Source organism: Gordonia sp. 'Campus' (assembly GCF_022206305.1).
Lineage (GTDB): Bacteria > Actinomycetota > Actinomycetes > Mycobacteriales > Mycobacteriaceae > Gordonia.
The window spans coordinates 297,712-321,511 of sequence record NZ_JAKOIW010000004.1; the positions used below are offsets into that span (position 1 = coordinate 297,712).

Annotated in this window: 25 protein-coding genes; 10 read left to right on the forward strand and 15 right to left on the reverse strand. The window is 67.3% G+C overall.

Translation table 11 applies throughout. The features are described 5' to 3' along the window. Nucleotides 1–15 precede the first annotated feature (15 nt). On the forward strand, nucleotides 16–1,167 hold the full coding sequence (locus MAY35_RS06820; RefSeq protein ID WP_238420126.1) for an acyl-CoA dehydrogenase family protein: 1,152 nt from the start codon (nucleotides 16–18) through the stop codon (nucleotides 1,165–1,167). A 58-nt stretch (nucleotides 1,168–1,225) separates the two neighbouring features. On the opposite strand, the gene MAY35_RS06825 is transcribed toward MAY35_RS06820, so the two are convergent. After that, the gene (locus tag MAY35_RS06825) at nucleotides 1,226–2,017 is read right to left on the reverse strand and encodes an enoyl-CoA hydratase (protein ID WP_238420127.1); all 792 of its coding nucleotides are present in this window, start codon (nucleotides 2,015–2,017) and stop codon (nucleotides 1,226–1,228) included. A 95-nt stretch (nucleotides 2,018–2,112) separates the two neighbouring features. Here MAY35_RS06825 and MAY35_RS06830 point away from each other — a divergent pair, with 95 nt between their 5' ends. Beyond that, a complete protein-coding gene (locus MAY35_RS06830) occupies nucleotides 2,113–3,198 on the forward strand; it encodes an NADH:flavin oxidoreductase/NADH oxidase (protein ID WP_238420128.1) in 1,086 nt (361 codons plus the stop codon). 15 nt (nucleotides 3,199–3,213) lie between these two features. On the opposite strand, the gene MAY35_RS06835 is transcribed toward MAY35_RS06830, so the two are convergent. Then, nucleotides 3,214–3,858, reverse strand: a complete 645-nt coding sequence (locus MAY35_RS06835) for a TetR/AcrR family transcriptional regulator (protein WP_238420129.1) — start codon at nucleotides 3,856–3,858, stop codon at nucleotides 3,214–3,216. 77 nt (nucleotides 3,859–3,935) lie between these two features. Between MAY35_RS06835 and MAY35_RS06840 the strand changes: the two genes are divergently transcribed. Both MAY35_RS06840 and MAY35_RS06845 read left to right on the forward strand, forming a co-directional pair. After that, entirely contained in the window at nucleotides 3,936–5,243 is a 1,308-nt protein-coding gene (locus MAY35_RS06840) for a cytochrome P450 (RefSeq protein WP_238420130.1), read from the forward strand. Between the two features lie 276 nt (nucleotides 5,244–5,519). After that, a complete protein-coding gene (locus MAY35_RS06845) occupies nucleotides 5,520–5,855 on the forward strand; it encodes a transglycosylase family protein (RefSeq protein WP_281063093.1) in 336 nt (111 codons plus the stop codon). Between the two features lie 94 nt (nucleotides 5,856–5,949). Here the strand turns inward: MAY35_RS06845 and MAY35_RS06850 are convergent, their stop codons facing one another. After that, entirely contained in the window at nucleotides 5,950–6,369 is a 420-nt protein-coding gene (locus MAY35_RS06850) for a hypothetical protein (RefSeq protein WP_238420131.1), read from the reverse strand. Between the two features lie 51 nt (nucleotides 6,370–6,420). Next, nucleotides 6,421–6,600 (reverse strand): hypothetical protein, encoded by a 180-nt coding sequence (locus MAY35_RS06855; RefSeq protein ID WP_238420132.1) that lies wholly within the window; start codon nucleotides 6,598–6,600, stop codon nucleotides 6,421–6,423. 41 nt (nucleotides 6,601–6,641) lie between these two features. Between MAY35_RS06855 and MAY35_RS06860 the strand changes: the two genes are divergently transcribed. Further along, nucleotides 6,642–7,385 carry a guanylate cyclase gene (locus MAY35_RS06860; RefSeq protein WP_238420133.1) on the forward strand — a complete coding sequence of 248 codons (744 nt, stop codon included), beginning with the start codon at nucleotides 6,642–6,644 and terminating at the stop codon, nucleotides 7,383–7,385. A 13-nt stretch (nucleotides 7,386–7,398) separates the two neighbouring features. Here the strand turns inward: MAY35_RS06860 and MAY35_RS06865 are convergent, their stop codons facing one another. Next, complete coding sequence (locus MAY35_RS06865) at nucleotides 7,399–8,013, reverse strand: TetR/AcrR family transcriptional regulator (protein ID WP_238420134.1); 615 nt, start codon at nucleotides 8,011–8,013, stop codon at nucleotides 7,399–7,401. Nucleotides 8,014–8,117: 104 nt separating this feature from the next. Here MAY35_RS06865 and MAY35_RS06870 point away from each other — a divergent pair, with 104 nt between their 5' ends. Next, entirely contained in the window at nucleotides 8,118–8,939 is an 822-nt protein-coding gene (locus tag MAY35_RS06870; RefSeq protein ID WP_238420135.1) for an SDR family NAD(P)-dependent oxidoreductase, read from the forward strand. Nucleotides 8,940–8,960: 21 nt separating this feature from the next. On the opposite strand, the gene urtE is transcribed toward MAY35_RS06870, so the two are convergent. The 6 genes from urtE to MAY35_RS06900 all read right to left on the reverse strand — a co-directional run bounded on the left by urtE (nucleotide 8,961) and on the right by MAY35_RS06900 (nucleotide 15,287). After that, nucleotides 8,961–9,653 (reverse strand): urea ABC transporter ATP-binding subunit UrtE, encoded by a 693-nt coding sequence (gene urtE / locus MAY35_RS06875; RefSeq protein ID WP_238420136.1) that lies wholly within the window; start codon nucleotides 9,651–9,653, stop codon nucleotides 8,961–8,963. Continuing rightward, nucleotides 9,647–10,540: an urea ABC transporter ATP-binding protein UrtD gene (gene urtD, locus MAY35_RS06880; RefSeq protein WP_238420138.1), complete on the reverse strand. Its 894-nt coding sequence runs from the start codon at nucleotides 10,538–10,540 to the stop codon at nucleotides 9,647–9,649. The genes urtE and urtD overlap by 7 nt, the downstream gene beginning before the upstream one ends. Then, nucleotides 10,537–11,649: an urea ABC transporter permease subunit UrtC gene (urtC, locus tag MAY35_RS06885; protein ID WP_238420140.1), complete on the reverse strand. Its 1,113-nt coding sequence runs from the start codon at nucleotides 11,647–11,649 to the stop codon at nucleotides 10,537–10,539. The genes urtD and urtC overlap by 4 nt, the downstream gene beginning before the upstream one ends. Continuing rightward, nucleotides 11,646–12,533, reverse strand: a complete 888-nt coding sequence (urtB, locus tag MAY35_RS06890; protein WP_238420141.1) for an urea ABC transporter permease subunit UrtB — start codon at nucleotides 12,531–12,533, stop codon at nucleotides 11,646–11,648. The genes urtC and urtB overlap by 4 nt, the downstream gene beginning before the upstream one ends. Before the next feature lie 115 nt (nucleotides 12,534–12,648). After that, on the reverse strand, nucleotides 12,649–13,962 hold the full coding sequence (gene urtA, locus MAY35_RS06895; protein ID WP_238420142.1) for an urea ABC transporter substrate-binding protein: 1,314 nt from the start codon (nucleotides 13,960–13,962) through the stop codon (nucleotides 12,649–12,651). A gap of 278 nt (nucleotides 13,963–14,240) precedes the next feature. Then, the gene (locus MAY35_RS06900) at nucleotides 14,241–15,287 is read right to left on the reverse strand and encodes an oxygenase MpaB family protein (RefSeq protein ID WP_238420143.1); all 1,047 of its coding nucleotides are present in this window, start codon (nucleotides 15,285–15,287) and stop codon (nucleotides 14,241–14,243) included. A gap of 113 nt (nucleotides 15,288–15,400) precedes the next feature. Between MAY35_RS06900 and MAY35_RS06905 the strand changes: the two genes are divergently transcribed. Beyond that, nucleotides 15,401–16,006: a TetR/AcrR family transcriptional regulator gene (locus MAY35_RS06905; protein WP_238420144.1), complete on the forward strand. Its 606-nt coding sequence runs from the start codon at nucleotides 15,401–15,403 to the stop codon at nucleotides 16,004–16,006. 29 nt (nucleotides 16,007–16,035) lie between these two features. Here MAY35_RS06905 and MAY35_RS06910 read toward each other — a convergent pair whose 3' ends face one another. Together MAY35_RS06910 and MAY35_RS06915 are read right to left on the reverse strand one after the other, a co-directional pair. After that, complete coding sequence (locus MAY35_RS06910; protein WP_238420145.1) at nucleotides 16,036–17,316, reverse strand: MFS transporter; 1,281 nt, start codon at nucleotides 17,314–17,316, stop codon at nucleotides 16,036–16,038. A 70-nt stretch (nucleotides 17,317–17,386) separates the two neighbouring features. Continuing rightward, a complete protein-coding gene (locus MAY35_RS06915; protein WP_238420146.1) occupies nucleotides 17,387–18,133 on the reverse strand; it encodes a TetR/AcrR family transcriptional regulator in 747 nt (248 codons plus the stop codon). 105 nt (nucleotides 18,134–18,238) lie between these two features. Here MAY35_RS06915 and MAY35_RS06920 point away from each other — a divergent pair, with 105 nt between their 5' ends. After that, nucleotides 18,239–19,225: an ATP-binding cassette domain-containing protein gene (locus MAY35_RS06920; RefSeq protein ID WP_238420147.1), complete on the forward strand. Its 987-nt coding sequence runs from the start codon at nucleotides 18,239–18,241 to the stop codon at nucleotides 19,223–19,225. Then, complete coding sequence (locus MAY35_RS06925) at nucleotides 19,222–20,046, forward strand: ABC transporter permease (protein ID WP_238420148.1); 825 nt, start codon at nucleotides 19,222–19,224, stop codon at nucleotides 20,044–20,046. Before MAY35_RS06920 ends, MAY35_RS06925 begins: the two co-directional genes overlap by 4 nt. Nucleotides 20,047–20,064: 18 nt before the next feature. On the opposite strand, the gene MAY35_RS06930 is transcribed toward MAY35_RS06925, so the two are convergent. Then, complete coding sequence (locus MAY35_RS06930) at nucleotides 20,065–20,574, reverse strand: carboxymuconolactone decarboxylase family protein (protein ID WP_238420150.1); 510 nt, start codon at nucleotides 20,572–20,574, stop codon at nucleotides 20,065–20,067. 124 nt (nucleotides 20,575–20,698) lie between these two features. Between MAY35_RS06930 and MAY35_RS06935 the strand changes: the two genes are divergently transcribed. Continuing rightward, a complete protein-coding gene (locus MAY35_RS06935) occupies nucleotides 20,699–22,765 on the forward strand; it encodes a DUF2339 domain-containing protein (RefSeq protein WP_238420151.1) in 2,067 nt (688 codons plus the stop codon). Nucleotides 22,766–22,831: 66 nt separating this feature from the next. Here the strand turns inward: MAY35_RS06935 and MAY35_RS06940 are convergent, their stop codons facing one another. Beyond that, nucleotides 22,832–23,698 carry a formate/nitrite transporter family protein gene (locus MAY35_RS06940; protein WP_238420152.1) on the reverse strand — a complete coding sequence of 289 codons (867 nt, stop codon included), beginning with the start codon at nucleotides 23,696–23,698 and terminating at the stop codon, nucleotides 22,832–22,834. Between the last annotated feature and the right edge of the window lie 102 nt (nucleotides 23,699–23,800).

Sequence of the window (23,800 nt, forward strand, 5' to 3'; positions counted from 1 at the left end):
CACAGGAGAGAACTGATGGACTTCACACTCACACCCGAACAGCAGTTGCTGTCCGACGGCCTCAACAAGTTCCTCGACGCGCGCTACGACCTGCAGGCCAGCCGCGACGCCGCCAAGGTCGGCGAGGGTTGGCAGCCGAAGATCTGGAAAGCATTCGTCGAGGACCTCGGCGTCGTCGGCGCGAGCCTGCCCGAGGAGATCGGCGGATTCGGTGGCGGCGCAGAAGAACTGATGGTGGTCACCGAGGCCCTCGGCCACGCGCTCGTCGTCGAGCCGTTCGTCGACTCGGTGGTCCTGGGGGCCGGCCTGCTGCACGCCACCGGCAACCCCGCCGCGCTCGCCGCCGCCGGGCGCATCGCCGAGGGTGAGGCGCTCAGCGCACTCGCCGCCCTCGAGGATGGTTCCGGTGGGGTGCTCTCCCGCATCGAGACCAGCGCCGACCGCAACGGCGACGAATGGGTTCTCAACGGCAGCAAGGCAGTCGTGACCACCGCCCCCATCGCCGATTACCTGATCGTCACGGCGCGCACTGCCGGTGAACCGCATGATCCGGCGGGCCTGTCGCTGTTCCTCATCGACCTCGCCGACGGTCTGCCGCAGGGGCTCGAGCTGCACAAGCTGCGGACCATCGACGACCGACAGGCCGCCGACATCACATTCACCGACGTGCGCCTGCCCGCCGACGCCTTGATCGCCGACGACGGCGCGATCGAGATCCTCGAGAAGGCGTGGGACACCGCGATCGCCGCGGTCGTGTCGGAGGCGGTCGGGCTGATGCGCAAGGTCTTCACCGACACCGTCGAGTACTCCAAACAGCGCGAGCAGTTCGGCGTTCCGATCGGGAGCTTCCAGGTGTTGCAGCACCGGATGGTCGACATGCACCTGCAGCTCGAACAGTCGGTGGCCGCACAGTATTTCGCGATCCTGTCCCTCGACTCCGAGCCCGCCGAGCGGGCTGCCGCGGTGTCGGCCGCCAAGGCGACCATCAGCCGCGCCGCCCGCTTCATCGGGCAGAACGCGGTGCAGTTGCACGGCGGTATGGGCATGACCGAAGAGCTGGCCATCGGCCACTACTTCAAACGGCTCACGGCGATCGAGTACGAATTCGGCACTGCCGACGCCCATCTGGCGCGTTTCGCCGCGGCCACCGCACAGATCGACGCCTGACTCCATCGCAGAATCGCCACCTCCCGGTTCCGGTCGGTGGCGATTCTGCGACCGGGCCTCAGCTGTCGGTCCACACCGGTTCACGCTTCTCGAGGAAGGCCGAGATCCCCTCCTGCGCGTCACACGTCATCGCGTTGGTGGCCATGGTCTCGCCCATCTCGTCGTACGCGGCCGCCTCGTCGAGTTCGATCTGACGGTAGAAGGCCTGCTTGCCGATCGACACCGTTCGCGCGCTCGACCCGGCGATCCGCAGGGCGAGTTCTCGGACCGTGCCGGCCAGGTCCGCGTCGTCGGCCACCCCACTCAACAACCCCCACTCGAGGGCGGTCTCGGCGTCGACGACCTCCCCGGTCAACAACATGTGCATCGCCCGCTTGCGGCCGACGGCGCGGGACAGCGCGACCATCGGGGTGGAGCAGAACAGCCCGATCCGCACACCGGGCGTGCTGAATCGGGCGCTGCGGCCGGCGACCGCGAGATCGCATGTCGCGACGAGTTGACAGCCCGCGGCGAACGCCATTCCCGCGACCTCGGCGATGACCGGTTGCCGCACCTCGTGAACGGTCCGCATGAGTTCGGTGCAGGTCGCGAACACCGCTCGCTCGTCGTCTAGGGTCCGGTCGACGAGCTCGCCCAGGTCGTGGCCCGCAGAGAACGCCGGGCCCAGGGCTCGGATCACGATCACCCGCACGCGGGCATCGTCGTCGAAGCCCCGGAGACCGGCCGTGATGGCGCGCATCGTGCTGGTGGACAACGGGTTCCGACGCCGCTCGGCGCCCAGTGTGATCACGCCCACCGGGCCGTCGACCTCGACCGCCACCGCTTCCCCGACCGCCACCGAATCGCTCACCGCCGCCTCACTTTCCTTGTCGCCCGGCGTTCATCATGCCCGGAGAGTTAGGTCACCGGGGGAATACGACACACGGCGGTTGGTTGAGTCTTCTCGTGACGAGTACCGCGCTTTTCGAACCGATGGCCATCCGCGACGTCGAGATCCCCAACCGCATCTGGTTGGCGCCGATGTGTCAGTACAGCTGTTTCGCCGGTGACGGCGTGCCCACCGACTGGCACCTGACCCACCTGGGCGCGCGAGCAGCGGGCGGATTCGGGCTCATACTCACCGAGGCCGCGGCCGTCGTCCCGGAGGGTCGCATCAGCCCGCAGGACGCCGGACTGTGGAACGACGAGCAGGCCGAAGCGTGGCGTCGCATCGTCGACTTCGTGCACGGCCAGGGTTCGGTCATCGGCACCCAGCTCGCACACGCCGGCCGCAAGGCCTCCACCTACGCGCCGTTCGACGACCGCTCCGGGGCCATCGCGCCCGCTGACGGCGGGTGGACGACGGTCGGCCCGTCCGACGTCCCGTTCGAGGGGTTGCCCGCCCCCACCGCGATGACCACCGGCCAGATCGCCGAGGTCGTCGACGCGTTCGTGCAGGCCGCGCGCCGCGCCGACGACGCGGGGTTCGACGTGGTCGAGATCCACGCGGCGCACGGTTACCTGCTGCATCAATTCCTGTCGCCCTTCTCCAATCACCGGACCGATGCCTACGGCGGCGACTTCGAGGGCCGAACCCGACTCACCGTCGAGGTCGTCGACGCGGTCCGCGAGGTGTGGCCCGCGTCCAAGCCGCTGTTCGTGCGCGTCTCGGGCACGGAGTGGACCGACGGCGGTTGGGATGTCGCCGAGTCGGCTCGGCTCGCGAAGCTCCTGTCCGAGCGTGGCGTGGATCTGATCGACGTGTCGTCCGGCGGCAACGTGCTCGCCGACATCCCGATCGGACCCGGCTACCAGGTCGACCTCGCGCGGTCGATCCACCGCGAGTCCGGAGTACCGACCGCAGCCGTCGGCCTCATCACCGAACCCGATCAGGCCGAGAAGGTCGCGGGCGACGACGACATCACGGCCGTGTTCTTCGGCCGCGTCGCACTGCGGGAACCGTCTTGGCCACTGCGTGCCGCGCACGAACTGGGCATCAACCGTCGCGAGGCGCCGTATCCCCCGCAGTACCAGCGCGGTTCGTGGCACTGAGCCGCTGAGGTGTCGTCACGCAGTGCGCGGTGTCACCAGAGCGAGTGACGCCGCGGTCGCCGGTTCGATGATCGACGTCAGTGGGGCGCCGGACTCCACAGCACCGGCGGTCAGCTCCCGGAACCCACCCCACAGGAAGATCGCACGCTGGCGGTCCATCGGGGCCACCCCCGCGGCGGCCATCGTCGGGGTCGAGGTGAGGCCGACGAAGAGTGCGATCCACGCTTCCAATGCCTCGTCTTTGACCGTCTGAGCCGCACTGCCGAGTGCGGGCAGTTCGCGGATCCAACTCAAGGTGAGACCCGGATACCGCTCGCTCGCCGTGACGTACGACGACACCGCCTGTCGCACCTGCTCCTCTATCGGCGCCTGCGCATCGACGCGCCGCGCGATCTCGGCGATCAAGAACTCGTTGGTGACCGTCAGCAGCGCGAAGAAGCACGCCTGCTTGTCGGCGAACTCCTGGTAGAACGACCGCCTCGACGTCCGTGCGACCCGCACGATGTCGGCGACGGTGGTGTCGCGGTATCCCGCCTGGGCGATGCACTCGAGCATCGCCGCGAGCAGCCGATCGCGCGTCGACGCACCCGCCGCCGAGATCGCCCACGGCGCCGGGAGTGGATCGGGCGGGCCCAGTCCAGCATTCACACGTTCGAGCATAGGGCCTTGTCCCGGGTGGTACGTACGCGTACCGTCGCTGGTACGTCCACGTACCAGCGACCCGGAGTGTCGATGCCATGAGCACGCCCATGCTGAGCACCAACGCCGATCTGCCACCCGCCACCAGGATGCCGTCCGCACTCCAGGGCGCGGCCGCAGTCGTGTCCCGCCGACACTTCTTCGCCCGGTTGCATCGACGCCACGGACCCGCGTTCACCGTGCGACTGCCCGTCTTCGGTCCTGCGGTCGTCATCTCCGACGCCACCCTCGCCCGCCGGTTGTTCACCGCCGGAGACCAGGTGAGCAACGTCCAACCCAATCTGGGACGCATACTCGGCGCCGGGTCGATGTTCGCTCTCGAGGGCAACCGGCACCGCGCACGCCGCAAGTTGTTGACCCCGCCCCTGCACGGCAAGCGGATGAAGGCCTACGAACAGATCGTCGTCGACGAGGTCCACGCCGAGACCGCCACCTGGCGGCCCGGCGTGGAGTTCGCCTCGCTCGAACCGATGATGCGGATCACCCTCAACGTCATCCTGCGCGCGGTGTTCGGTGCGGAGGGCGACGACCTCGATCAGCTCCGCCGCATGATCCCGCCGATGGTCACCGTCGGTTCGCGTGCCGCGACCACTCCGGTCCTCCCGCGAATCCTGCGGCCGGTCGACCCCAATCACCGCTTCGCGCGCATGCACACCGAGTACCGGTCCTGTATCGACCGCGTGATCACCAAGGCGCGCAACGACTCCCGACTCGACGAACGCGACGACATCCTGGCCCTCATGCTGCGCAGCCGATACGACGACGGCAGTTCGATGACCGACGACGAGATCGCCGACGAGTTGCTCGCGATGCTCGCGGCCGGCCACGAGACCACCGCCACCACCCTCGCGTGGGCGTTCGAGCGGCTGCGGCGGCATCCCGACGTGCTCGCCGCCCTGGTCGCCGAGGTCGACGAAGGCGGACACGAGTACCGGCATGCGACGATCCTGGAGACCCAGCGAAGCCGTCCGGTCATCGACTTCGCCGGCCGACATGTCGTCGCCGACCAGCTCGAACTGGGCGACTGGCGCATTCCACGCGGTCACAACGTCCTGGTGTCGATAGCACTTCTCCACGACGACAGTCGCGAGTTCGAGCACCCGGAACGCTTCGACCCCACCCGGTTCCTCGGGACCGCGCCCCCACCCGCCTGGCTGCCGTTCGGTGGCGGCACCCGCCGCTGTATCGGCGCCGCGTTCGCGACCATGGAGATGGACGTGGTCCTGCGGACGCTGCTCCGCGAGCACGAACTCCTGACGACGACAGCGCCCGCCGAACGCTGGTTCTCACGCGGCGTGGCGTATGCCCCGTTGCGGGGCGGTCGGATCGCCGTGAAGCGGCGCTGATACTCGCCGTTCGTGGCCCGCACAAGTGACGGGCCACACACTTCTGCTGTGACCTTCCTCATCGAAAGGTCCGAACACCGGTGCCGCTCCGACGCCCCCAAATAGCTGCGATGCGCTGGGCATTCGCCCGCAAGCTAACACCGTTATCCGAGCGTTACCGGGTACCCGCAGGTCACGAACACGACGTGACCTACCCGTTACCAAGCACGTATGGTCGCCCACGGTCCGAGATCAACCGCCCTGCCAACCCCGGGGTGGTGAGGAGGAACGAAGACCATGCGAATGACCAAGACCCACATGACCAAGCTCGTCGCCCGTGCCGCGGTTGTCGGCGCACTGACCGCCGCCCCGTTCGGGATGCTGGCGTCGACCGCGAGCGCGGACAGCGGCAACTGGGACGCCGTCGCACAGTGCGAGAGCGGCGGCAACTGGGCGATCAACACCGGAAACGGCTACTACGGCGGGCTCCAGTTCACGATGAGCACCTGGCAGGCCAACGGCGGTACCGGCAACCCGGCGGACGCCTCTCGCGAGGAGCAGATCCGGGTCGCCGAGAACGTCCTCGCCTCGCAGGGCCCCGGCGCGTGGCCGGTCTGCGGCGCGAACCTCTGACACCGATGACGGCACCCCGTGTGCCGTGACGGCTGAGACAGAACAAGGCCGGCGGGTCCTCATGGACTCGCCGGCCTTGTGCGTCATGAGCTCGCTACGACGCCGAGTCGTCCGGCCCGGCCTCGGTGACCGCGGTGTCCAGTGCGCTCACCGCGATGCCATACGGCAGGAAGCGCACGTTACGACGCGGATCGGTGTTGTTCTTGTTCGCGCGCAGCGCGTCGAGTTCGGTGGCGTAGACCTGCTCGACGCGTGCACCGCCGTCGTCATCGACGACGAAGACCGCCCAGACACCCGACCCGGCCTCGCCGGTGGTCTCCTCGCGAGGCTTCGTCCGAGTCCGTCCACGCGACGCCTCGTCGAAGAACATCGAGAAGGCCGCGGGTCCGGCCTGTCCCTCGAAGAGCTTGCCGAAGACGTCCCGCAGCCCGTCCCCGGCCTCGCGTGCGAAGCGGTCGAAGTCCTCGGGCCCGAAGTTGAACGGCCCTCCGCCGAATCCGTTGTTGTCGGTCATGGTGACACCTCTCTGGCCGAACCCTGGCGGGCGACCTCGTCACCAGTGTCCTCAGGAATCGTCGGCGCCGCCACTCCCCACCTGCGACTGCTGATGACGTTGGTGCAACCGGGCGCGCACGTCGTCGGCCGAGTAGGACTGTCGCTGCCGCTGATCGCGGGCGACCATCACCCCACCCGTGGCCACCCCCACGGCACCGGCAAGACCCAGCCACTTCCACACATTCCTCATGCGGGCAGGATATGTCGCCCGGAACGCACTAGCCTTTGTCCGTGCCCACCAGCAGGAACCTCATCCGCGGAGATCAGGCCGATACCGGGATTCCGTTGTCCGCGGCGCTCGACGCCACGCGTACCGGCGACATCTGGCTCTTCCGTGGCCATTCCGGTCCCGACCGGGCGATCCGCACCCTGACCAACGCACCGGTCAACCACGTCGCGATGGCCGTGTGCATCGACGATCTGCCGCCGCTGCTCTGGCACGCCGAGCTCGGGGACCGCCTGACCGATGTCTGGACGGGCTCGAACCACCGTGGCGTCCAATTGCACGATGCTCGAGAAGCCGTCGAGCAGTGGATGGTTCGCTACAAGCAGGCCTGCTGGTTCCGGCAGCTGACACCCGAGGTCACCCAGGCCCAGGAAGACGAGCTGCTCCGCGTCGTCGCCAGACTCGACGGAACACCGTTCCCCACCACGGCGCGACTCGCCGGCCGCTGGTTCCGCGGCCGGGTTCCCAACTCCACCGACCTGGTGCGCGGCATCCCCTACGTGGATCGCAAGGTGCGAGAGCGCCGCGATCGACGACACGAACGCCGCACATCGGACAGCGAGGGAGCCGTCGGACTCGAAGCCGCCTACTGCGCCGAGGTCGTCGCGATCACGTACCGCGACATGGGCATTCTCGATGCGTCCAAGGACTCCAACTGGTTCGACCCGGGCCGATTCTGGAGCGGCGACCGCCTCCCGTTGCGGGCCCCGCACGACCTCACCACCGAGATCCCCGTTCACCTGGACTGATCGGTGGGCAGCGTCAGCCAGACCGCCGCCCCGGACCGAATGCCCGCAGCGTCGCATCCACGAGCTGGTCGGCGTAATCGACGGTCAACGGGCCACTGCGGTGCAACCATCGCTGGAAGAGCGGGGCGTACAGGAATTCGAGGACGACGTCCAGGTCGGCGTCCGGATCCAGTTGGCCGTCTCGCTGCGCACTACGTAGCCGCGCCTTCTTCGCCTCGTCCAGCGGCTGGGCGAGTTTGTCCCGATACTCGGCCGCGAGTTCGGCGTCGTTGACGACCTCGGCGTTCACCGCACGGATGAGACGGTCGAAGGACGGATCGGCGAACTCGTCCACGGTGGCCCGCAGAACCGTTTTGAGATCGGCCTCGAGGTCCCCGGTGTCCGGCAGCTCGACCGCCTGCCCGTCGACGCCCTCGCTCAGATCGAGCACGGCAGCGAACACGACGGCGCTCTTCGACGACCAGCGCCGATAGATCGTCTGCTTGCCGACGCCGGCACGCGCGGCGATCGCCTCCATGGTGACCTTGCCGTAGGGCTCGTCGGCGACGAGTGCCCGGGTGGCCTCGAGGATCGCCTCCCTGGATCGCGCCCTGCGTCGCGAGTGGTCCGGCCCCCTGTTGTCTGACACCGCCACAGACTACCCGAAACGAGACGGTTCGTATTGACGGACCGCCGATGCCCGTCTAGCCTGCTACCGAGACGATACGTTCCGTTTATGAAGGGTGGATGACGATGACAACCCCACGAGCTTGGTTCATCACCGGAGCGACGCGCGGTCTGGGACGCGCATTCACCGAGGCAGTCCTCGATACGGGCGAGCGCGTGATCGCCGCAGCGCGCGACGTCGAGTCACTCGGACCACTGGCGGAGCAGCACCCGGGACGGCTGGTGCCTCTGGCGCTGGACGTCACCGACCGCGCCGCCGTGTTCGCCGCAGTCGACCGGGCGGTGTCGGAGTTCGGCCGGCTGGACGTGGTCGTCAACAATGCCGGCGGAATGCTGTACGGCATGGTCGAGGAAGCCACCGAATCACAGGTCCGGGCACACCTCGACCTCAACTTCTTCGGCGCGGTCTGGGTTGCGCAGGCGGTGGTCCCCCACCTCCGCGCCGGCGGCGGCGGACGCCTCCTGCAGGTGACGTCGATGGGCAGCGGAGGGGGTATGGCCACGGTCGGCTTCTACGGAGCGGGCAAGGCCGCGCTCGATTCGGTCAGCGAAGCCCTGGCCATGGAGGTGGAACAGTTCGGCATCAAGGTCACCGTTGTTCAGATGGGTGGCTACGACACGAGCCTGTTCACGACCGGGACGACGATGACCGATCCGCTTCCGCAGTATCAGGACCTGCGCACCGAGATGACAGCGATGTGGGGCGACGCCACATCGCCCGCGGCGTCCACCGCCGCACCCGCGATGCTCGAGCTCGCCTCGCTCCCCGACCCTCCGCGCCGCCTGATTCTCGGGAGTCAGTCCTTCGACCAGGTCCACGAGATGAACCGAGCACGTGAGGACTACTACCGGACGTGGGAACACCTCAGCCGGATGGCTCCCGGCTGAGAGCTTCGGGGCATTCCGGAACTAGATCGTCATCGCCTCGCGCACAGCCGTTTCCGCGGCCGCCCCACCCTCACCCGACGACGTGACGCGTCCACTCTCGAGCACGTAGTACTGCTGTGCGGCCTCGAGGGCGAAACCGATGTGCTGTTCGACGAGGAGGACGCCCAGACCGCCGCGCCGGGTGAGTGTGGTGATCGTCTGTTCGATCTCGGCGACCACCGACGGCTGGATTCCTTCGGTCGGTTCGTCGAGGATCAGCATCCGCGGCTCGGTGATCAGTGCCCGCGCGATGGCGAGTTGCTGCCGCTGGCCACCCGACAACAACCCGGCCCGACGCCCGAGCAGTTCCTTCAGCGCCGGGAACATGTCCAGCATCTCGGCGATGAGTTCCTTGCCGCGTTTGCGGCCGTCGGCGACGACCTGCAGGTTCTCGGCGGTGGTCAGGTGGCCGAAGCTCTGCTGGCCCTGCGGCACATAGGCGATGCCGTGGGCGACGCGCGCACTCGGCCGGGCCCGGGTGATGTCGACGTCGTCGAAGGTGATCGTTCCGTTGGTGGTCTTCACCAGACCGACGGCCGCGCGCAGGAGCGTGGTCTTGCCCGCGCCGTTGTGCCCCATCACGGCGACGACACCGTCGGTGGGCACCTCGATGTCGACGCCGTGGATCACTTCGGTGCGCCCGTAACCGGCATGAATCCCGGACAGTTTCAGCATGTCTGGCCCCTCTCCTGCGTCGTGGGCGCCGGCGCGCCGTCGAGCGGACCGTCGGCCTCTCCCGCGATCTCCTCGAGTTCCTCGCCACCGGCGGCGGTCCCCAGATACACCTCTTGAACCTTTGGATTGGCCTGCACCTCGGCGACCGTCCCCTCGGCCAGCACCCGCCCGCGCGCGAGCACCGTCACCGAGGTCGCGAACGAGCGCATGAAGTCCATGTCGTGTTCGACGACGACCACCGTGCGCTCACCGCCGATGCGCCGCAACAGGTTCCCGGTCTCCTCCCGCTCCTCGTGGCTCATACCCGCGACCGGTTCGTCGAGCAGCAGCACGGAGGCGTTCTGCACCAGCAGCATCCCGATCTCCAGCCACTGCTTCTGACCGTGGGCCAGCACGCCGGCAGGCGTGTCCCGCAGATCCTGCAGGCCGATGGTCTCGAGCGCCTCGGCGATCGAGTCCGGCACCTGGGTGGGACGTCGCCGCAGCATCGTCCACACCGAACGCCCGGCACCCGCCGCGATGTCGAGGTTCTGCAGGACACTCAGTTCCTCGAAGACGCTCGCGGTCTGGAAGGTTCGGCCGACGCCCAGACGCGCGATCTGGTGCACTTTCTTGCCGACGAGTTCCACACCCGACTTCTGGATGGAACCGGTCGGTTTCACCAGACCGGTGATGGCGTCGATGATGGTGGTCTTGCCGGCACCGTTGGGTCCGATCAGGAAGCGCAGATCACCCTGCAGCAGAGTCAGATCGACATCGGACACCGCCTTGAAGCCATCGAATTCGACGCTGAGTCCACGCACCTGGAGGTAGTCGCTGCCCATGCCGGCGTTGCCGCCGGCGATCGGTGAGTGGTCGATGATCGTCGACGACCCGTGTTCGCTCATGATGAGACCCCTACCTTGCTCGCTGCGTGCTCGTCGATGTCTCCGGTCGGCGACAGATCGGCGGGTTTCTTCTTGCGCCACTTGATGATCGCGCCGATGCCGGCCAGTCCCGCCGGGAAGAAGCCGACGACGACGATGAACAGGATGCCCTGCGCATACGTCCACCCGGACGGGAAGTTCTCGGACAGGCTCGTCTGCGCCCACGCCACCGCGATGGCACCCAGAACCGGTCCGAGCAGGGTCGTGCGACCGCCGATCGCCACCCCGATGAGGAAGGCGATCGAGGGCACGATCCCGACATCGGCGGGAGAGATGATGCCGACGATGGGGACGAACATCGCGCCCGCGATGCTCGCGAAGAGCGCGGCGATCGCATACGCGACGACCTTGACGTTGGCCGGGTCGTAACCGAGGAAGCGCACCCGCTCCTCTTGATCGCGAACGGCGACGAGGAGCTCGCCGTACCGGCTGTACATCAATTGCCGGGTGATCGCGACGACGGCGAGGAGGATGGCCGCGGTGATGAAGAACAGCAGCTGACGGTTCACCGGATCGTTGAGCGCCAGCCCGAAGAAGCTCCGGAAACGGTTGAGCCCGTTGCTGCCTCCGGTCGTCTGCTGACCGATCAGCAGAATGGCGAAGGCCGCGGCGAGCGCCTGCGACAGGATCGCGAAGTACGCGCCCTTGACCCGCCGCTTGAACACACCGAGACCGAGCAGGATCGCCAGCAGCGTCGGCACCAGAACGATGCCGAGGATCGTCACCAGCGGCGACGCGAATGGCTGCCAGTATCCCGGCAACTCCCGGATACCGGCGATCTGCATGAAATCGGGCACATCGTCGCCGCGCAGCTCGGCGTCGGAGATCTTCAGATGCATCGCCATGATGTAGGCGCCGAGACCGAAGTAGACGCCCTGCCCGAGGGTGAGCATCCCGCCGCGACCCCACGCCAGGCCGATGCCGACCGCCACGATGCCGAAGCAGAGGAACTTGCCGAGCAGATTGAGACGGAAATCCGAGAGGACCGCGGGGGCGACCCCGAACAGCAGGATCGCGGCAACCGCGAAACCCGCCCAGACCCTCCACGAACCGCTGAAATAGTCCTTCACACGAGACTCCTCGACTGGACCGTGAACAGACCCTGCGGCCGGATCTGCAGGAAGATCACGATGATGACGAACACGGCGACCTTGGCCACCGATGCCGTCGTGTTGTATTCGATGAACGAGTTCAGGACGCCCAGGGCGATGGCCGCGATGACCGCGCCCTTGATCTGGCCGAGACCGCCGATGACCACCACGAGGAACGCATCGATCAGATACGTCATCCCGGTGTTGGAGCTGGTCGAGCCGATCAGCGTCAGAGCCACCCCGGCCACGCCGGCGAGGCCCGAACCGATGAAGAACGTCGTGATGTCGGTGCTGCGGCTGGAGATTCCGCTCGTCTCGGCCAGATCTCGATGCTGGACGACCGCACGGATGCGCCGGCCCATCGACGTGTACTTCATGATGACCGCGATGGCGGTGACGGCGACCACCGCGAGCAGCATGATGAACAGTCGTGTCTTGGGGACCACCGCACCGAGGATGTCGACGCCCCCGGACAACCATGACGGCGCGACCACGTCGACTGCGGGTGCACCGAAGATGTCACGGGCGAGCTGTTGCAGGATCAGTCCGACACCGAAGGTCACCAGCAAGGTGTCCAACGGCCGGTCGTACATCCGTTTGATCAGTGTCACCTCGAGGAGCACGCCCATCAGGCCGCCGACGAGGAATCCGATCACCAACGAGACGATCAGCGACACACCAGCATTGGAGACCAGGTACTCCTGCACCGAGTAGGCGGTGTATGAGCCGGCCATGATGAACGACCCGTGGGCCATGTTGATGACGCCCATCTGACCGAAGGTCAACGACAGGCCGAGAGCTGCCAGCAGCAGAATCGAACCGAGACTGAGCCCGGTGAAGAGCTGTCCGATGACGGTTTCCACGTGACTATCCGTTCGTCGGCGGCGGGTGCCGCGTTCGCCAGGGGGTGGTCCGTGTACGACCCGCCCCGCGTCGTGGACGCGGGACGGGTCGTCACGCGGGATCAGGTGCGCAGGGTCAGCTGCTGAGACCCTCGGCCCACGGGTAGGACTTCAGGAAGGGGTCCGGCTCGATCGGCTGACCCGAATCCCACACCGTGTAGATGAGTCCGTCGCCGCGGATCTCACCGATGCGGGCGGTCTTGGTGATGTGGTTGTTCTCGCCATCGATGGTCACGAGACCCTCGGGGGCGTCGAAAGTGACTCCGCCGGCGGCCTTCTGGATGTCGGCCACGGCGAACGAGTTGGCCTTCTCGACCGAGTTCTTCCACAGATACACCGACACGTAGGCGGCCTCCATCGGGTCGGAGGTCGGCTTGTTGGCGCCGTAGGCGGCCTTGTAGTCACGGACGAACGACACGTTCGCCGGGTTGTCGATGGTCTGGTAGTAGTCCCACGCGACCAGCTGGCCCTCGATGTTGTCCACGCCGATACCACCGACCTCTTCCTCCGCGATCGACACCGACACCACCGGCATCGCCTGCGGGGTCAGGCCGACGTTCTTGTACTCGCGGAAGAATGCGACGTTGGAATCGCCGTTGAGAGTGCTGAACACGGCATCGGCGTCAGCGGCCCGGACCTTGTTGACGATGGTCGAGAAGTCGGTCGAGCCGAGCGGGGTGTAATCCTCGCCCTTGATCTCGATGCCGTTGGCCTCGGCGTACGCCTTGATCACCCGGTTCGCGGTCTGCGGGAACACATAGTCGCTGCCCACGAGATACAGGGACTTGACGCCCTTTTCCTTCAGGTACTCCAGGGCCGGGACGATCTGCTGATTGGTGGTGGCGCCGGTGTAGAAGATGTTCGGCGAGGATTCGAGACCCTCGTACTGCACCGGGTAGTAGAGCAACGAATTGTTGTCCTCGAAGACCGGCAGCATGGCCTTGCGGCTCGAGGACGTCCAGCCGCCGAACACGGCCGCGACGCAGTCGCTCGAGATGAGCTTCTCTGCCTTCTCGGCGAAGATCGTCGGCTCGGAAGCACCGTCCTCACCGACGAGGGTGATCTGTTTGCCCAGCACGCCGCCGTCGTCGTTGATCTGGTCCACGGCGAGCTTGATGGAGTCGCGCACCGTGACCTCCGAGATGGCCATCGTGCCCGACAAGGAGTTCAGCGAACCGACTTTCACGGTGTTGCCCGAGGTGTCGACACAGGATTGTGCGGTCGACGCCGACTCGTCGCCGGCCGAGCTGCCGCACGCGGTCATGACCAGGGCGACCGCGGAAAGCGCCGCGGGGATGAGGATGCCGTACCGCCTACGGCGCGAGGTCGAGGGTGCAGGCGGAGTTGTGTCCCCCGGGGGCGGGGCGGACGGCAACGAAACAGACGGCATCGGAAGCCTTTCTCACTACGTCTCAGGTCGACTCTGGTGGGGCCACGACGAGCACGCGGCACGACGCCGCGCGACCCCCCGATGAGATACGCGTCGCAACATGTTTGCGATCTTGCGTATGGGGGGTAAACGTATTGTGACTTTGTTACGCCGGCATGACGAGAGATGAAATCGGTGTTTCCGCTTTCAGGAGACTCTCAGCCCCGGCGCATGGACGAATACCGTTGCCGTCATTGACGTTTGAGACACGTGCGCTTGACACCTCCGCCCGAGGTGGGCTAGTGGGCGAACGAGGCCTCGATCTCGGCCCGCGTCCGCTCGGGGTCGGAACCGAGCTCGTATCGCGGAAGGGTGTGCGGCACATCCGTTCCCTGCGCCACTCGGCGGCGCGCGGCCGCGAACTCCGGCGCCTCCCCCATCGTCAGATGCGCGGAGTTGATGATGCTCCACACCATGCTCCGGCGGACACGACGCTCGACCGGGTTCGGGGCCCGATACATGATCAGTTGTTTCGCCCAGCGCGGCATGGTGTCTCGGATCGCCCAGTCCACCGCCCCCTGCGCCGGATTCTGCACGTTGCCACCGGTGGCCATCGCGTTGCCATGTGTCAGAGCGAGTTTCGGGAGGTACTCCTCTAGGCAGGCGAGGGTATCCGCTTTGGTCGTCGGCAGGTCGGTGCCGCCGAGTGCATGCCCGACGCGGACGAATTCCGCGTAGTAGCCGTCGAGTTCCGCACCGCGCAGTGGCCTCGGGTGGTAGATCTCGTGAGCCGTGGCGATACCCCAGACCACTGTCGCGTAGTTCCACCGCAGCCAGGCCGGGTCGTCGGCGTCGTAGGCGGCGCCGTCGGGCCGTACCCCCTTGATGGTGTGATGCATCACGCGCACGGTGCGCGCGAGCCGCTCGGCCGTCTCCGTGGAGCCGTACGCAGTGCCCATGAAGAACGCGAGCGAGTGGCCGAGGCGGGTCATGGCCCCGTCGGGGTCGATGGACAGTGTCGGGGTGCCGTCCTCGCGGCGCCGGACCAGACGAGAGTGCTGGACCCCCATCCAGAAGATGCTGGGATCCAGGCGCTCCAGGTATGACGCGCACTGCAGTCCGAAGATCAAAGCGGGAGTGTGTGAATGAACGTACCAGGTGGCGCTGTCCGGCCCGAACCAACCGGGGTCGCCTTCCGGGTTCTCGAATTCCATTCCGCGGAAGAACTTCGCCCGGACGTTCTCGTCGAACTTGCCGTTGAGCCACGAACCCACGAACTCATGCGGCAGGGTCAGCGGAACCCATTCGGTGGACGGGAGTCGTACGGGGGCCAGGGACACGGTCATCGACGGTCCTTCCGAGAAGCGGGCGTGTGGTCACGGTCGTACCCAGAATAGACCTCTGGACACGGGCGTGACCAGACCTGGAGTCGAGGGGCGGGCCGCACTATGGTGGAGCGATGTCTGTACCGACCCGATGGGCCGGCGTCCCGCTCGCCGTACGCCGCGCCGAACGACGCGCCGACCTGATCGCGGCGGCCTTCGACATCTTCGGCGGCGAGGGCACCGAGGCCGACCTGTCGGTCCGGTCGGTCTGCCGGCACTGCGGGTTCAACACGCGGTACTTCTACGAGAGTTTCGCCGACATCGACGAGCTGCTCGGCGCGCTCTACGACGCCACCGCAGCCGACCTCGGTTCCGTGGTCGAGTCGGCCCTGATCGACGCAGGCCCCTCGGTGCGGGCACGTACCAGAGCAGGCATCCGCGCGGTGCTCGGCCACGCCTCGGCAGACCCTCGCCGTGGACGGATTCTCTTCACCGCTGCCGTCACAAATCCCGTTCTCGCACAACGCCGCGCAACGACCCAGGACATGCTCCGCGAGCTGGCCTTCGCCGAGGCGGACACACGCGACGCCGACCCGCTGACCGGGCGGGTCCGCGCCGCGATCTTCACCGGGGCGATGGCCGAACTGGCTCGCCAGTACCTCGCCGGTGACCTCGGCGACGATCTCGAACGCGTCATCGACGAGGCTCTCGCGACCCTCCTCCCCGCCGGGATCTCGTAGCGATAATGTGCGCCACATGCGCACTGCTGCTACGGATTCCGGGCGCCGACCCTGCGTAGCGCGCGGATCGGTTCGGGACCCATCCCCCGGTCGAGGGCGCGGATCATCACGAGGCACCCGAGGCCCGACAGAACCAACCCGGTGGCGAAGACCGCGGGAAAACCGAACAGATCGCCGACGACTCCCGCGGCAAACCCGGCTGCACCTTGCACGCCGACCACCGCGCACGCGAACAACGTGTAATCGCTGCCCTCATGATCCTTCTGGCACGCATCCATCATCAGCGTGAACACGGCCACCGTCGCCGCCCCGCCCAGGATGTGTTCGGCCAGGCTGGCGGTGACCACCAGCCAGAAGCCGCCCACGCCCAGCGATGCGACCAGATACAGTCCGAGGCTCAGGGTCTGGGTGACGCCGCCGACGAGCAGCGCGTGCCGACGACCGTAGGTGTAGGCGAGCCACCCGCCGAGGGCCGCCCCGCCGAGGGCCCCCACCGATGACAGTGCGCCCTCGATGAGCGCGATCTGCCCCAGCGTGAGCCCGATATCGGACATGAACGGGCCGACCAGCGCCGACGCCATCGAGTTCCCGAACTTGAACGCACCGACGACGAGGATGAAGACCAGCACGCCGGGCCGGCGCAGGCGTGCGACCCATCCGGTGAGCAGTAGCCCGGGCGCCACCGGCTTCGACGACACGTCGGCCGGCGCCGGCCGCGCCTCCCGCGCGAGGAACCACACCCCGGCGGTGACCGCGAACAACAACACCGACATCACGACGAACAGGGCACGCCACCCGGCGAGGGAGAACAGCCAGAGAAGCCCGCCACCCCCGGCGATAATGCCGATTCGGTACGCGCCGACCTGGATTCCGTTGCCCAGGCCACGCTGCCGCGGCTCGAGCATCGACACGGCGAGCCCGTCGGTCGCGATGTCCTGCGTCGCCGAGAGCAGATTGATGACCGCGATGCCCACCAGCAACCAGACCAGGGTCCCGGACAGGTCGAGGCACGCCAGGACGAGAGCCACCGCTGCCGACGACAACTGGAGCGTGAGCAACCAGCGGCGTCGGGTGCCGTAGGCATCGACGTAGGGCGCCCACAGGAACTTCAGGCCCCAGGGCGCGAACAGCAGTCCGTAGACACTGATCTGGGTCAGCGAGTAACCCTCCTCGCGGAGGATGACGGGTATCGCCTGACTGAAGAACCCGTAGGGCAGACCCTGCGCGAAGTACAAGACGGTCAACAGCACCAGGGTGCCGACAACGAGCCGGCCGGGGCGCGGAGTCGATATCGACGGCGGACTCGACATGGGTGCCATCATGCCGGACGCGGTGCCGGTGAGCCGGCCCAGATCCGTTCGCGCTCGGAGCCAGAAGCCTTCAAGAGGACCGGGCGACGTGTGCGGCGATGCCGTCCAGGATGAGCCGCAGTCCGAAGTCCTCGTCGACCGGTTGAGAACGAGGGGAGCCCAGAGCCGCGACCGTGCAAGGGAACCGGGCGGGATCGGCGAGGTTCGTCAATATCTGCTCGAAGTACGACGCCGCGGTGTGGTCGTCACCGTTCTCATTCTCACCGTCATGGTCATCACCATCGTCTCGGAGTTCGACGCTGCGACGATGCTCGATCTCCACCCGGCTAGCCGACAATGCGTACTGCGCAAGCAGTCCGACGATCTCGAACCGGTCGTCGCCGGGCAGGTTGAATTCATCGAGGATCTCGAAAGCCGCCTCGATCCAGGCCATCCGATTCGGTCCGGGAACCGCACTGGTGAGGGGAAGGTCCAGGTACCAGGGGCGCTCCACGATGCCGTCGATCTGCGCACGAGTCCACGCCACCAGGTCGTCTCGCCACCTGCCGGTGCGCGGCGGGAGGATCAGGGCACCGGTCGCGGTGTCGAGCATCAGGAGTAGCAACTGATTCTTGCCCGACACATGGCGATACAACGCCATCGACGAACATCCGAGCGCCTCGCCGATGCGAGCCATCGAGACCGCGTCGAGGCCCTCGGCGTCGGCGATCCCGATGGCGGCGTCGACGATGCGGTCGAGACTGAGCGCCGGCTTTGGTCCACGACGGCCTTCCCGTGCACCCGTCCACAGTCGTTTCAGCGTGTCCTCGGAACTCACGGCACCATCATCTCCTTTCCCGAACCTTGCCTAAGCACAGAACTGCGTTTAGTGTACGCAGTTACTTGCCTAAACAGTTTTTCCAGTACACAGATTGGATCTCCCATGCCCATCAGCGCCCGCACCGCCGCTCCTTCCGTCGAAGCCGTCGGCCTTGTCAAATCGCTGGGGAGCGGGGACAGCCGAGTGCCCGTTCTCTGTGGACTCGACCTCGAAGTCGGCGCCGGCGAGGTCGTCGCCCTCCTCGGCCCCAACGGGGCAGGCAAGACCACCACGGTCCGCATCCTGTCCACACTCACCCGACCCGATGGCGGGACCGCGCGCGTCGGCGGCTTCGATGTCGCCACCCAGCGCCGGCGTGTGCGCGAGATCATAAGTCTCACAGGGCAGTATGCTGCCGTTGACGACAAGCTCACCGCTCGCGAGAACCTCACAATGATGGGGCGTCTGGCCCACCATCGCCGGCGGACCGTCGATGACCGGGTCGACGAACTCCTGATAGCGTTCGATCTCAGCGACGCCGCCGACCGGCTGGTGACGACCTACTCCGGGGGCATGCGCCGGCGTCTCGATCTCGCTGCCGGACTGCTCAATCGGCCGGTGGTGCTCTTCCTCGACGAGCCGACCACCGGCCTGGACCCGCGGAGTCGTCAGATGCTGTGGCAGGTCATCGACGATGTGGTTGCCCAGGGAACCGCAGTGTTGCTGACCACGCAGTACCTCGAGGAAGCAGACCGCCTGGCCGACCGCGTGGCCCTGATCAGCGGCGGGCGGATCGGGACCACCGGCACGCCGGAAGACCTGAAACACCAGGTCGGCGAGGCCGCACTCGAGTTCGTCGTGCCGACCGCAGCCGATGCGACGGCACTGGCCCGCCACCTCAACGGCTTGGGGCCCTCGGTCCAGGCGACCACCGTTCGCGTGCCGACCGACCGTTCGTTGTCCCACACGCGGGCGGTCCTCGACGCCGTAGAACATTCCACGGTCACCGTCGACACCTGGGAATTACGTTCTCCCACACTGGACGACGTGTTCCTGGCGTCGACCGGCCGGCCGGCGGTTCCGGCGACCGGCGAGGAGGTCGCGGCATGAGCGCCGACGCCCCCGCAGTCCACGACGCGTCGTCGAGACGGCTTCGGTACCTCCGTATCGACGCGACCACGATGTTCTCGCGGTCGTTGCGCATGATGAGTCGCGATCCCGACGAGTTGCTCCTCGCCCTCATCCTGCCGATCGCCATCATGCTGATGTTCGTCTACGTGTTCGGCGGCGCCATGTCCGTGGGCACGGATTACATCACCTATGCAACCCCGGGAGTCATCCTGCTGTGCGCGGGTTACGGCGCGTCCAACACCGCCCTGGCCGTGGCCACCGACATGAACGGCGGAATCATCGACCGCTTCCGGTCGATGCCGATCGTCGGAGCGACCGTGGTGTTCGGACATGTCGCGGCCAGTGTGGTGAAGAACTCCGTGTCCACCGCGGTCGTCCTGATCGTCGCGGTGGCCATCGGCTTTCGGCCCTCGGCATCGCTTGCCGACTGGCTCGCTGCTGCCGGGATCGTCCTCGCCTACGTTCTGGCGGTCACCTGCCTCGCCGCATTCATCGGGGTGTCGGTACGAACACCCGCCGCGGCAGGCGGTCTCGGCTTCGTCATGCTCTTCCTGCCCTATGTATCGAGCGCATTCGTGCCACCAGAGACGATGCCGGCGTGGCTGCGCGGCTTCGCCGAGACGCAACCGATCACCCCGATCATCGAATCGATACGGGCCCTGCTCGTCGGTGTGGGCACCGGCGGGTCACCTGTGCACGACCTGGGGTCGCAGTCTGTAACCGGACTCGCCTGGTGCGCGGCGATCACCTTGGCATCACTGGCCGCGGCCGCTTGTGCCTTCTCCCGAAAAGGACGGTGAGTCGAGGAAGGCGACCGGTCAGCCGTTCGCGCGTCGCGTGAACGGAGCCGCCGACTTCCGGGGCGATGCGCCGGGCCGGGGGCGGTATCCGCTCACGATGGACATCCGGTTGAACGCGTTGATGGTCACCGCAGCCCAGATCAGGACCGCCGTCTGTTCGGTGTCGAGGATGTCGGTCGCCCGGTCGTACGCCATGTCGGCGGCGTCGTGCGCGGGCAGCTCGGTGACCAGCTCGGCGATCTCCAGGGCCGCCTGTTCGACGTCGTCGAACAGGTCCGGCGCATCGCGCCATCCGGCGATGACGTCGATCTGCTGTGTCGTCAGGCCCGCGGAACGTCCGAGTTCTGCATGAAGATCCATGCAGAAGGCGCAGCGGTTGATCTGCGAGCACCGCAGGTTCACCAACTCGATGAGGGACCGGCTCAACCCGATCGACTCGGCGGCCGCGGCGACCTCGGTCGACACCGCGATCAGCTTCCGGTAGACCTGCGGTGTGGTCTTGTCGATTCGCACCCGTTGCGCAGGCATGGCCCAACAGTAGCCGTCGGCGGTCGCCGGTCCACGAGCCGCACACCCCGCTCACACGAAATCCTCACCCCGTCTGCGTACGACTACTCATCCCCTTCGGGCCGCGGTCGGTCATCGTCGGACCATGACCTCTCCCAGCAGCATGTTCGGCGGCGACCCGAGTACTGCCACGCTTGCCCGGATCTCCACCGAGTTCGATGCCATCGCTCGTCAGATGTCCACTGTGTCAGCCGAATTCGCGGAACTTCGACGCCTCGCCGCCTCACCGGACGGGCCGGCTCGCGACACCGCCGCCGAGCCGCCCCGACCGACGCCACAGACAGCGGCTCCCGGCTTCACCCCGCCGACGGTGGCGTCGCCTCCCCCCGCGTCGAACCACCCGCACGGGGCGCCATCCCGACCATGGGCACCGTCGGCGCCACCGTTCTCACCACCCCACCGACCACCGGCCGCTCCCCCGCTGCCGCCGGGCGCCGTCGTGCCCCCGATGGCCGGTCCGGCGCCCATGCCCGGCCCGCCGAACACGTCATACCGACCACCGGTGTCGCCGGTGATCCCGCCGCCGCGGCCGGCCGGACCGTCGATGTCCGAGCGGATCGGCGCAGCGGCCGAACGCGGGCTGATCGGCAAGATCCTCGCGACCGCGGGCGTCGGTGTGACCCTCATCGGTGTCGCCTTGCTCCTTGTGCTGGCCGCTCAGGCCGGAATCCTGCGCCCGGAGTTCCGCGTCGCCGGCGGGGCCGTCCTCGCGGCCGGACTCGTCGCCGGCGGGATGTGGCTGCGCGGGCGGACCGACGGCCGAATCGGCGCCATCGCCCTGACCGCCACCGGCATCGCCGCCGGGTACCTCGATGTCCTGGCGGCGACCAAGATCTACGAATGGCTACCGATCGTCCCCGGTCTCGGTGCCGCCGGGCTCGTCGCCGCCGGCGGCCTCGTCCTCGCCCACCGTTGGCGCAGCGAACATCTCGGGCTGCTGGTGGTGGTCCCGCTGATCGTCCTGGCCCCGGTACTCACCGGCGGGCTGGACACGACCCTCATCGCGTTCATGGTGGTGCTCAGCGCCGCATCGGCCTGGGCCCAGCTGGGCCGTGACTGGATCTGGCTGCACGCCGTGCGCCTGGCCGCGCCCACGATCCCGCTCACCCTCGTCGGCCTCCTCGGCCTGGTCGGGTGGAATGCGCCCGGGAGCTCCGACCCGGTCTTCGCAACCGCGGTCGCCGTGGTCGTCGTCCTCGGTGTCGGCGGTGCGCTGCTCTCCATGCCCACCACCAGGTTCCGCGAAGTACTAGCGGGGCTCGCGAGTGCGACGACCGTCCCCGCACTGTTCGCCGGGTCGGCGATGCACCTGCCGGGCGCGGTCATCCTGCAGGTCTCGGTCGCCCTCGCGTTCATCGGCACCGTGCTGATCGGTGCGGCGCTCTCACGCAGGGGCACTCGACGGGTTCCCGACTCGGTCGCCCAGATCTGGTCTGCCACCGCACTTCTCCTGCTGTTCGTCGCGGTGCTCGTGAGCTTCGACGGGACGGTGGCGATGGCGGTGCTGCTGGGGCTGGCCACAGTGACCGGTCTTGTCGCCCGGACGTCGTCGACGATGTCACGGGTGCTTCTCGTCGGCAGCTCGGTCATCTGGGCGATCGGTGTCGCGGCCCTTCTCGACGCTGCGCCACCGTACGTTCTCGCCGACGCCGATCTGATCCAACGCGATGCCGACCTCGGAATCGTCGTCGCCAGCGTGTTCGCGGCTTCCGGAGCGCTCGTCCTGGCTGCGGGCTGGGCCCGGATCACCGACCAGAACCTCTCGCGCGCAGCTCACATCGCGGCCGGGATGGTCGTCGTGTTCTCGCTCACCGTGATCAGCGTGACCGCCGGCGTCCTGATCGGTGGCCCCGACGGATTCCTGGCCGGGCACGTCGTGGCGACCACCTGCTGGATGGCCCTTGCCGGCGCGGCGCTCGCCCATGCCCGGCGGCGCAGCGGCGCTGCCCGCACCGCCGCTGTCACCGGTGGGCTGGTCCTCGTCGCCGCGGCGATCGCCAAGCTGTTCCTCTTCGACCTGGCCACCCTCGACGGCATCTTCCGCGTCGTCGTGTTCATCGTGACCGGGCTCATCCTCCTCGGCCTCGGCGCCTGGTATGCCCGCGCCCTGCAGGACGATCCGCCGGAGACGGGTTCGGCACCCACAGTCTGAACTCGCCGATCCGTATGACCCTGTATCCGCGGCGCTGCGGGCACAGGGTCATACGGAGTCGATGAGCTACGTGGTCGTGCGGACCGGCACCGCCACGTCGACCTCGGTCGTCTCGTCGTGCGAGGCGGGGCGACGATCGGGTGCGGTCCGTGCGTGCGTCAGGTACAGCGTCAGACCGACGAACGTCAGACCGCCGACGAGATTGCCGATCACAGTGGGGATCTCGTTCCACACCAGATAGTCGGCGATCGAGAAGTCACCACCCAGCATGAGTCCTGACGGGAAGAGGAACATGTTGACGATGGAATGCTCAAAGCCCATGTAGAAGAACAGCATGACGGGCATCCACATCGCGATCACCTTGCCCGGCAACGACGTCGACATCATCGCCCCGACCACACCGGTCGACACCATCCAGTTGCACAGCACCCCGCGGATGAACAGCGTCAGCATTCCGGCCGCTCCGTGCTCGGCGTAGCCGACGGTGCGGCTGTGCCCGATCTCCCCGAGCTGGCGTCCCACCTCATCGGGACCGACGCTGAACCCGTAGGTGAGGATCACCGCCATCATCACCGCGACCAGGATCGCCCCGAGGAGGTTGCCGATGAACACCAGACCGAAGTTGCGGAGCATGGACTTGACGGTGACGCCCCGGCGTCTGTCGATCAGCGCCAGCGGGACGAGGGTGAACACTCCGGTCAGCAGGTCGAAACCCATCAGGTAGAGCAACACGAATCCGACGGGGAACAGTAGCGCGCCGAGCAGCGGCTCCCCCGTCCGGACGGTCACCGTCACGGCGAACGCAGCGGCGAGGGCCAGGATCGCTCCCGCCATGAACGCCCGGATCAGGGTGTCGCGGGTCGACAGGAACACCTTCGCCTCGCCGGCGTCGATCATCTTCACCGCGAATTCAGACGGCTTCACATAGGACATGTGGTTCTCCTCGAACTCCTCAGTAGTCGCCCCATGGAAGCGGGGCCACATGTCCGCACGGTGTCATCGGCGAGTCATCGTGTTACACCGGCCTCACTTCCC

Coding starts and splice junctions, on each gene's coding strand:
- MAY35_RS06835 (WP_238420129.1), bottom strand. CDS start 3,858: ATGCTCGAACGTGTGAATGCTGGACTGGGCCCGCCCGATCCACTCCCG.
- MAY35_RS06940 (WP_238420152.1), bottom strand. CDS start 23,698: ATGTCCTATGTGAAGCCGTCTGAATTCGCGGTGAAGATGATCGACGCC.
- urtD (WP_238420138.1), bottom strand. CDS start 10,540: ATGAGCGAACACGGGTCGTCGACGATCATCGACCACTCACCGATCGCC.
- MAY35_RS06855 (WP_238420132.1), bottom strand. CDS start 6,600: ATGAGGAATGTGTGGAAGTGGCTGGGTCTTGCCGGTGCCGTGGGGGTG.
- MAY35_RS06925 (WP_238420148.1), top strand. CDS start 19,222: ATGAGCGCCGACGCCCCCGCAGTCCACGACGCGTCGTCGAGACGGCTT.
- MAY35_RS06870 (WP_238420135.1), top strand. CDS start 8,118: ATGACAACCCCACGAGCTTGGTTCATCACCGGAGCGACGCGCGGTCTG.
- MAY35_RS06910 (WP_238420145.1), bottom strand. CDS start 17,316: ATGTCGAGTCCGCCGTCGATATCGACTCCGCGCCCCGGCCGGCTCGTT.
- MAY35_RS06845 (WP_281063093.1), top strand. CDS start 5,520: ATGCGAATGACCAAGACCCACATGACCAAGCTCGTCGCCCGTGCCGCG.
- MAY35_RS06900 (WP_238420143.1), bottom strand. CDS start 15,287: ATGACCGTGTCCCTGGCCCCCGTACGACTCCCGTCCACCGAATGGGTT.
- MAY35_RS06935 (WP_238420151.1), top strand. CDS start 20,699: ATGACCTCTCCCAGCAGCATGTTCGGCGGCGACCCGAGTACTGCCACG.
- MAY35_RS06905 (WP_238420144.1), top strand. CDS start 15,401: ATGTCTGTACCGACCCGATGGGCCGGCGTCCCGCTCGCCGTACGCCGC.
- MAY35_RS06930 (WP_238420150.1), bottom strand. CDS start 20,574: ATGCCTGCGCAACGGGTGCGAATCGACAAGACCACACCGCAGGTCTAC.
- urtE (WP_238420136.1), bottom strand. CDS start 9,653: ATGCTGAAACTGTCCGGGATTCATGCCGGTTACGGGCGCACCGAAGTG.
- urtA (WP_238420142.1), bottom strand. CDS start 13,962: ATGCCGTCTGTTTCGTTGCCGTCCGCCCCGCCCCCGGGGGACACAACT.
- MAY35_RS06840 (WP_238420130.1), top strand. CDS start 3,936: ATGAGCACGCCCATGCTGAGCACCAACGCCGATCTGCCACCCGCCACC.
- MAY35_RS06850 (WP_238420131.1), bottom strand. CDS start 6,369: ATGACCGACAACAACGGATTCGGCGGAGGGCCGTTCAACTTCGGGCCC.
- MAY35_RS06820 (WP_238420126.1), top strand. CDS start 16: ATGGACTTCACACTCACACCCGAACAGCAGTTGCTGTCCGACGGCCTC.
- MAY35_RS06920 (WP_238420147.1), top strand. CDS start 18,239: ATGCCCATCAGCGCCCGCACCGCCGCTCCTTCCGTCGAAGCCGTCGGC.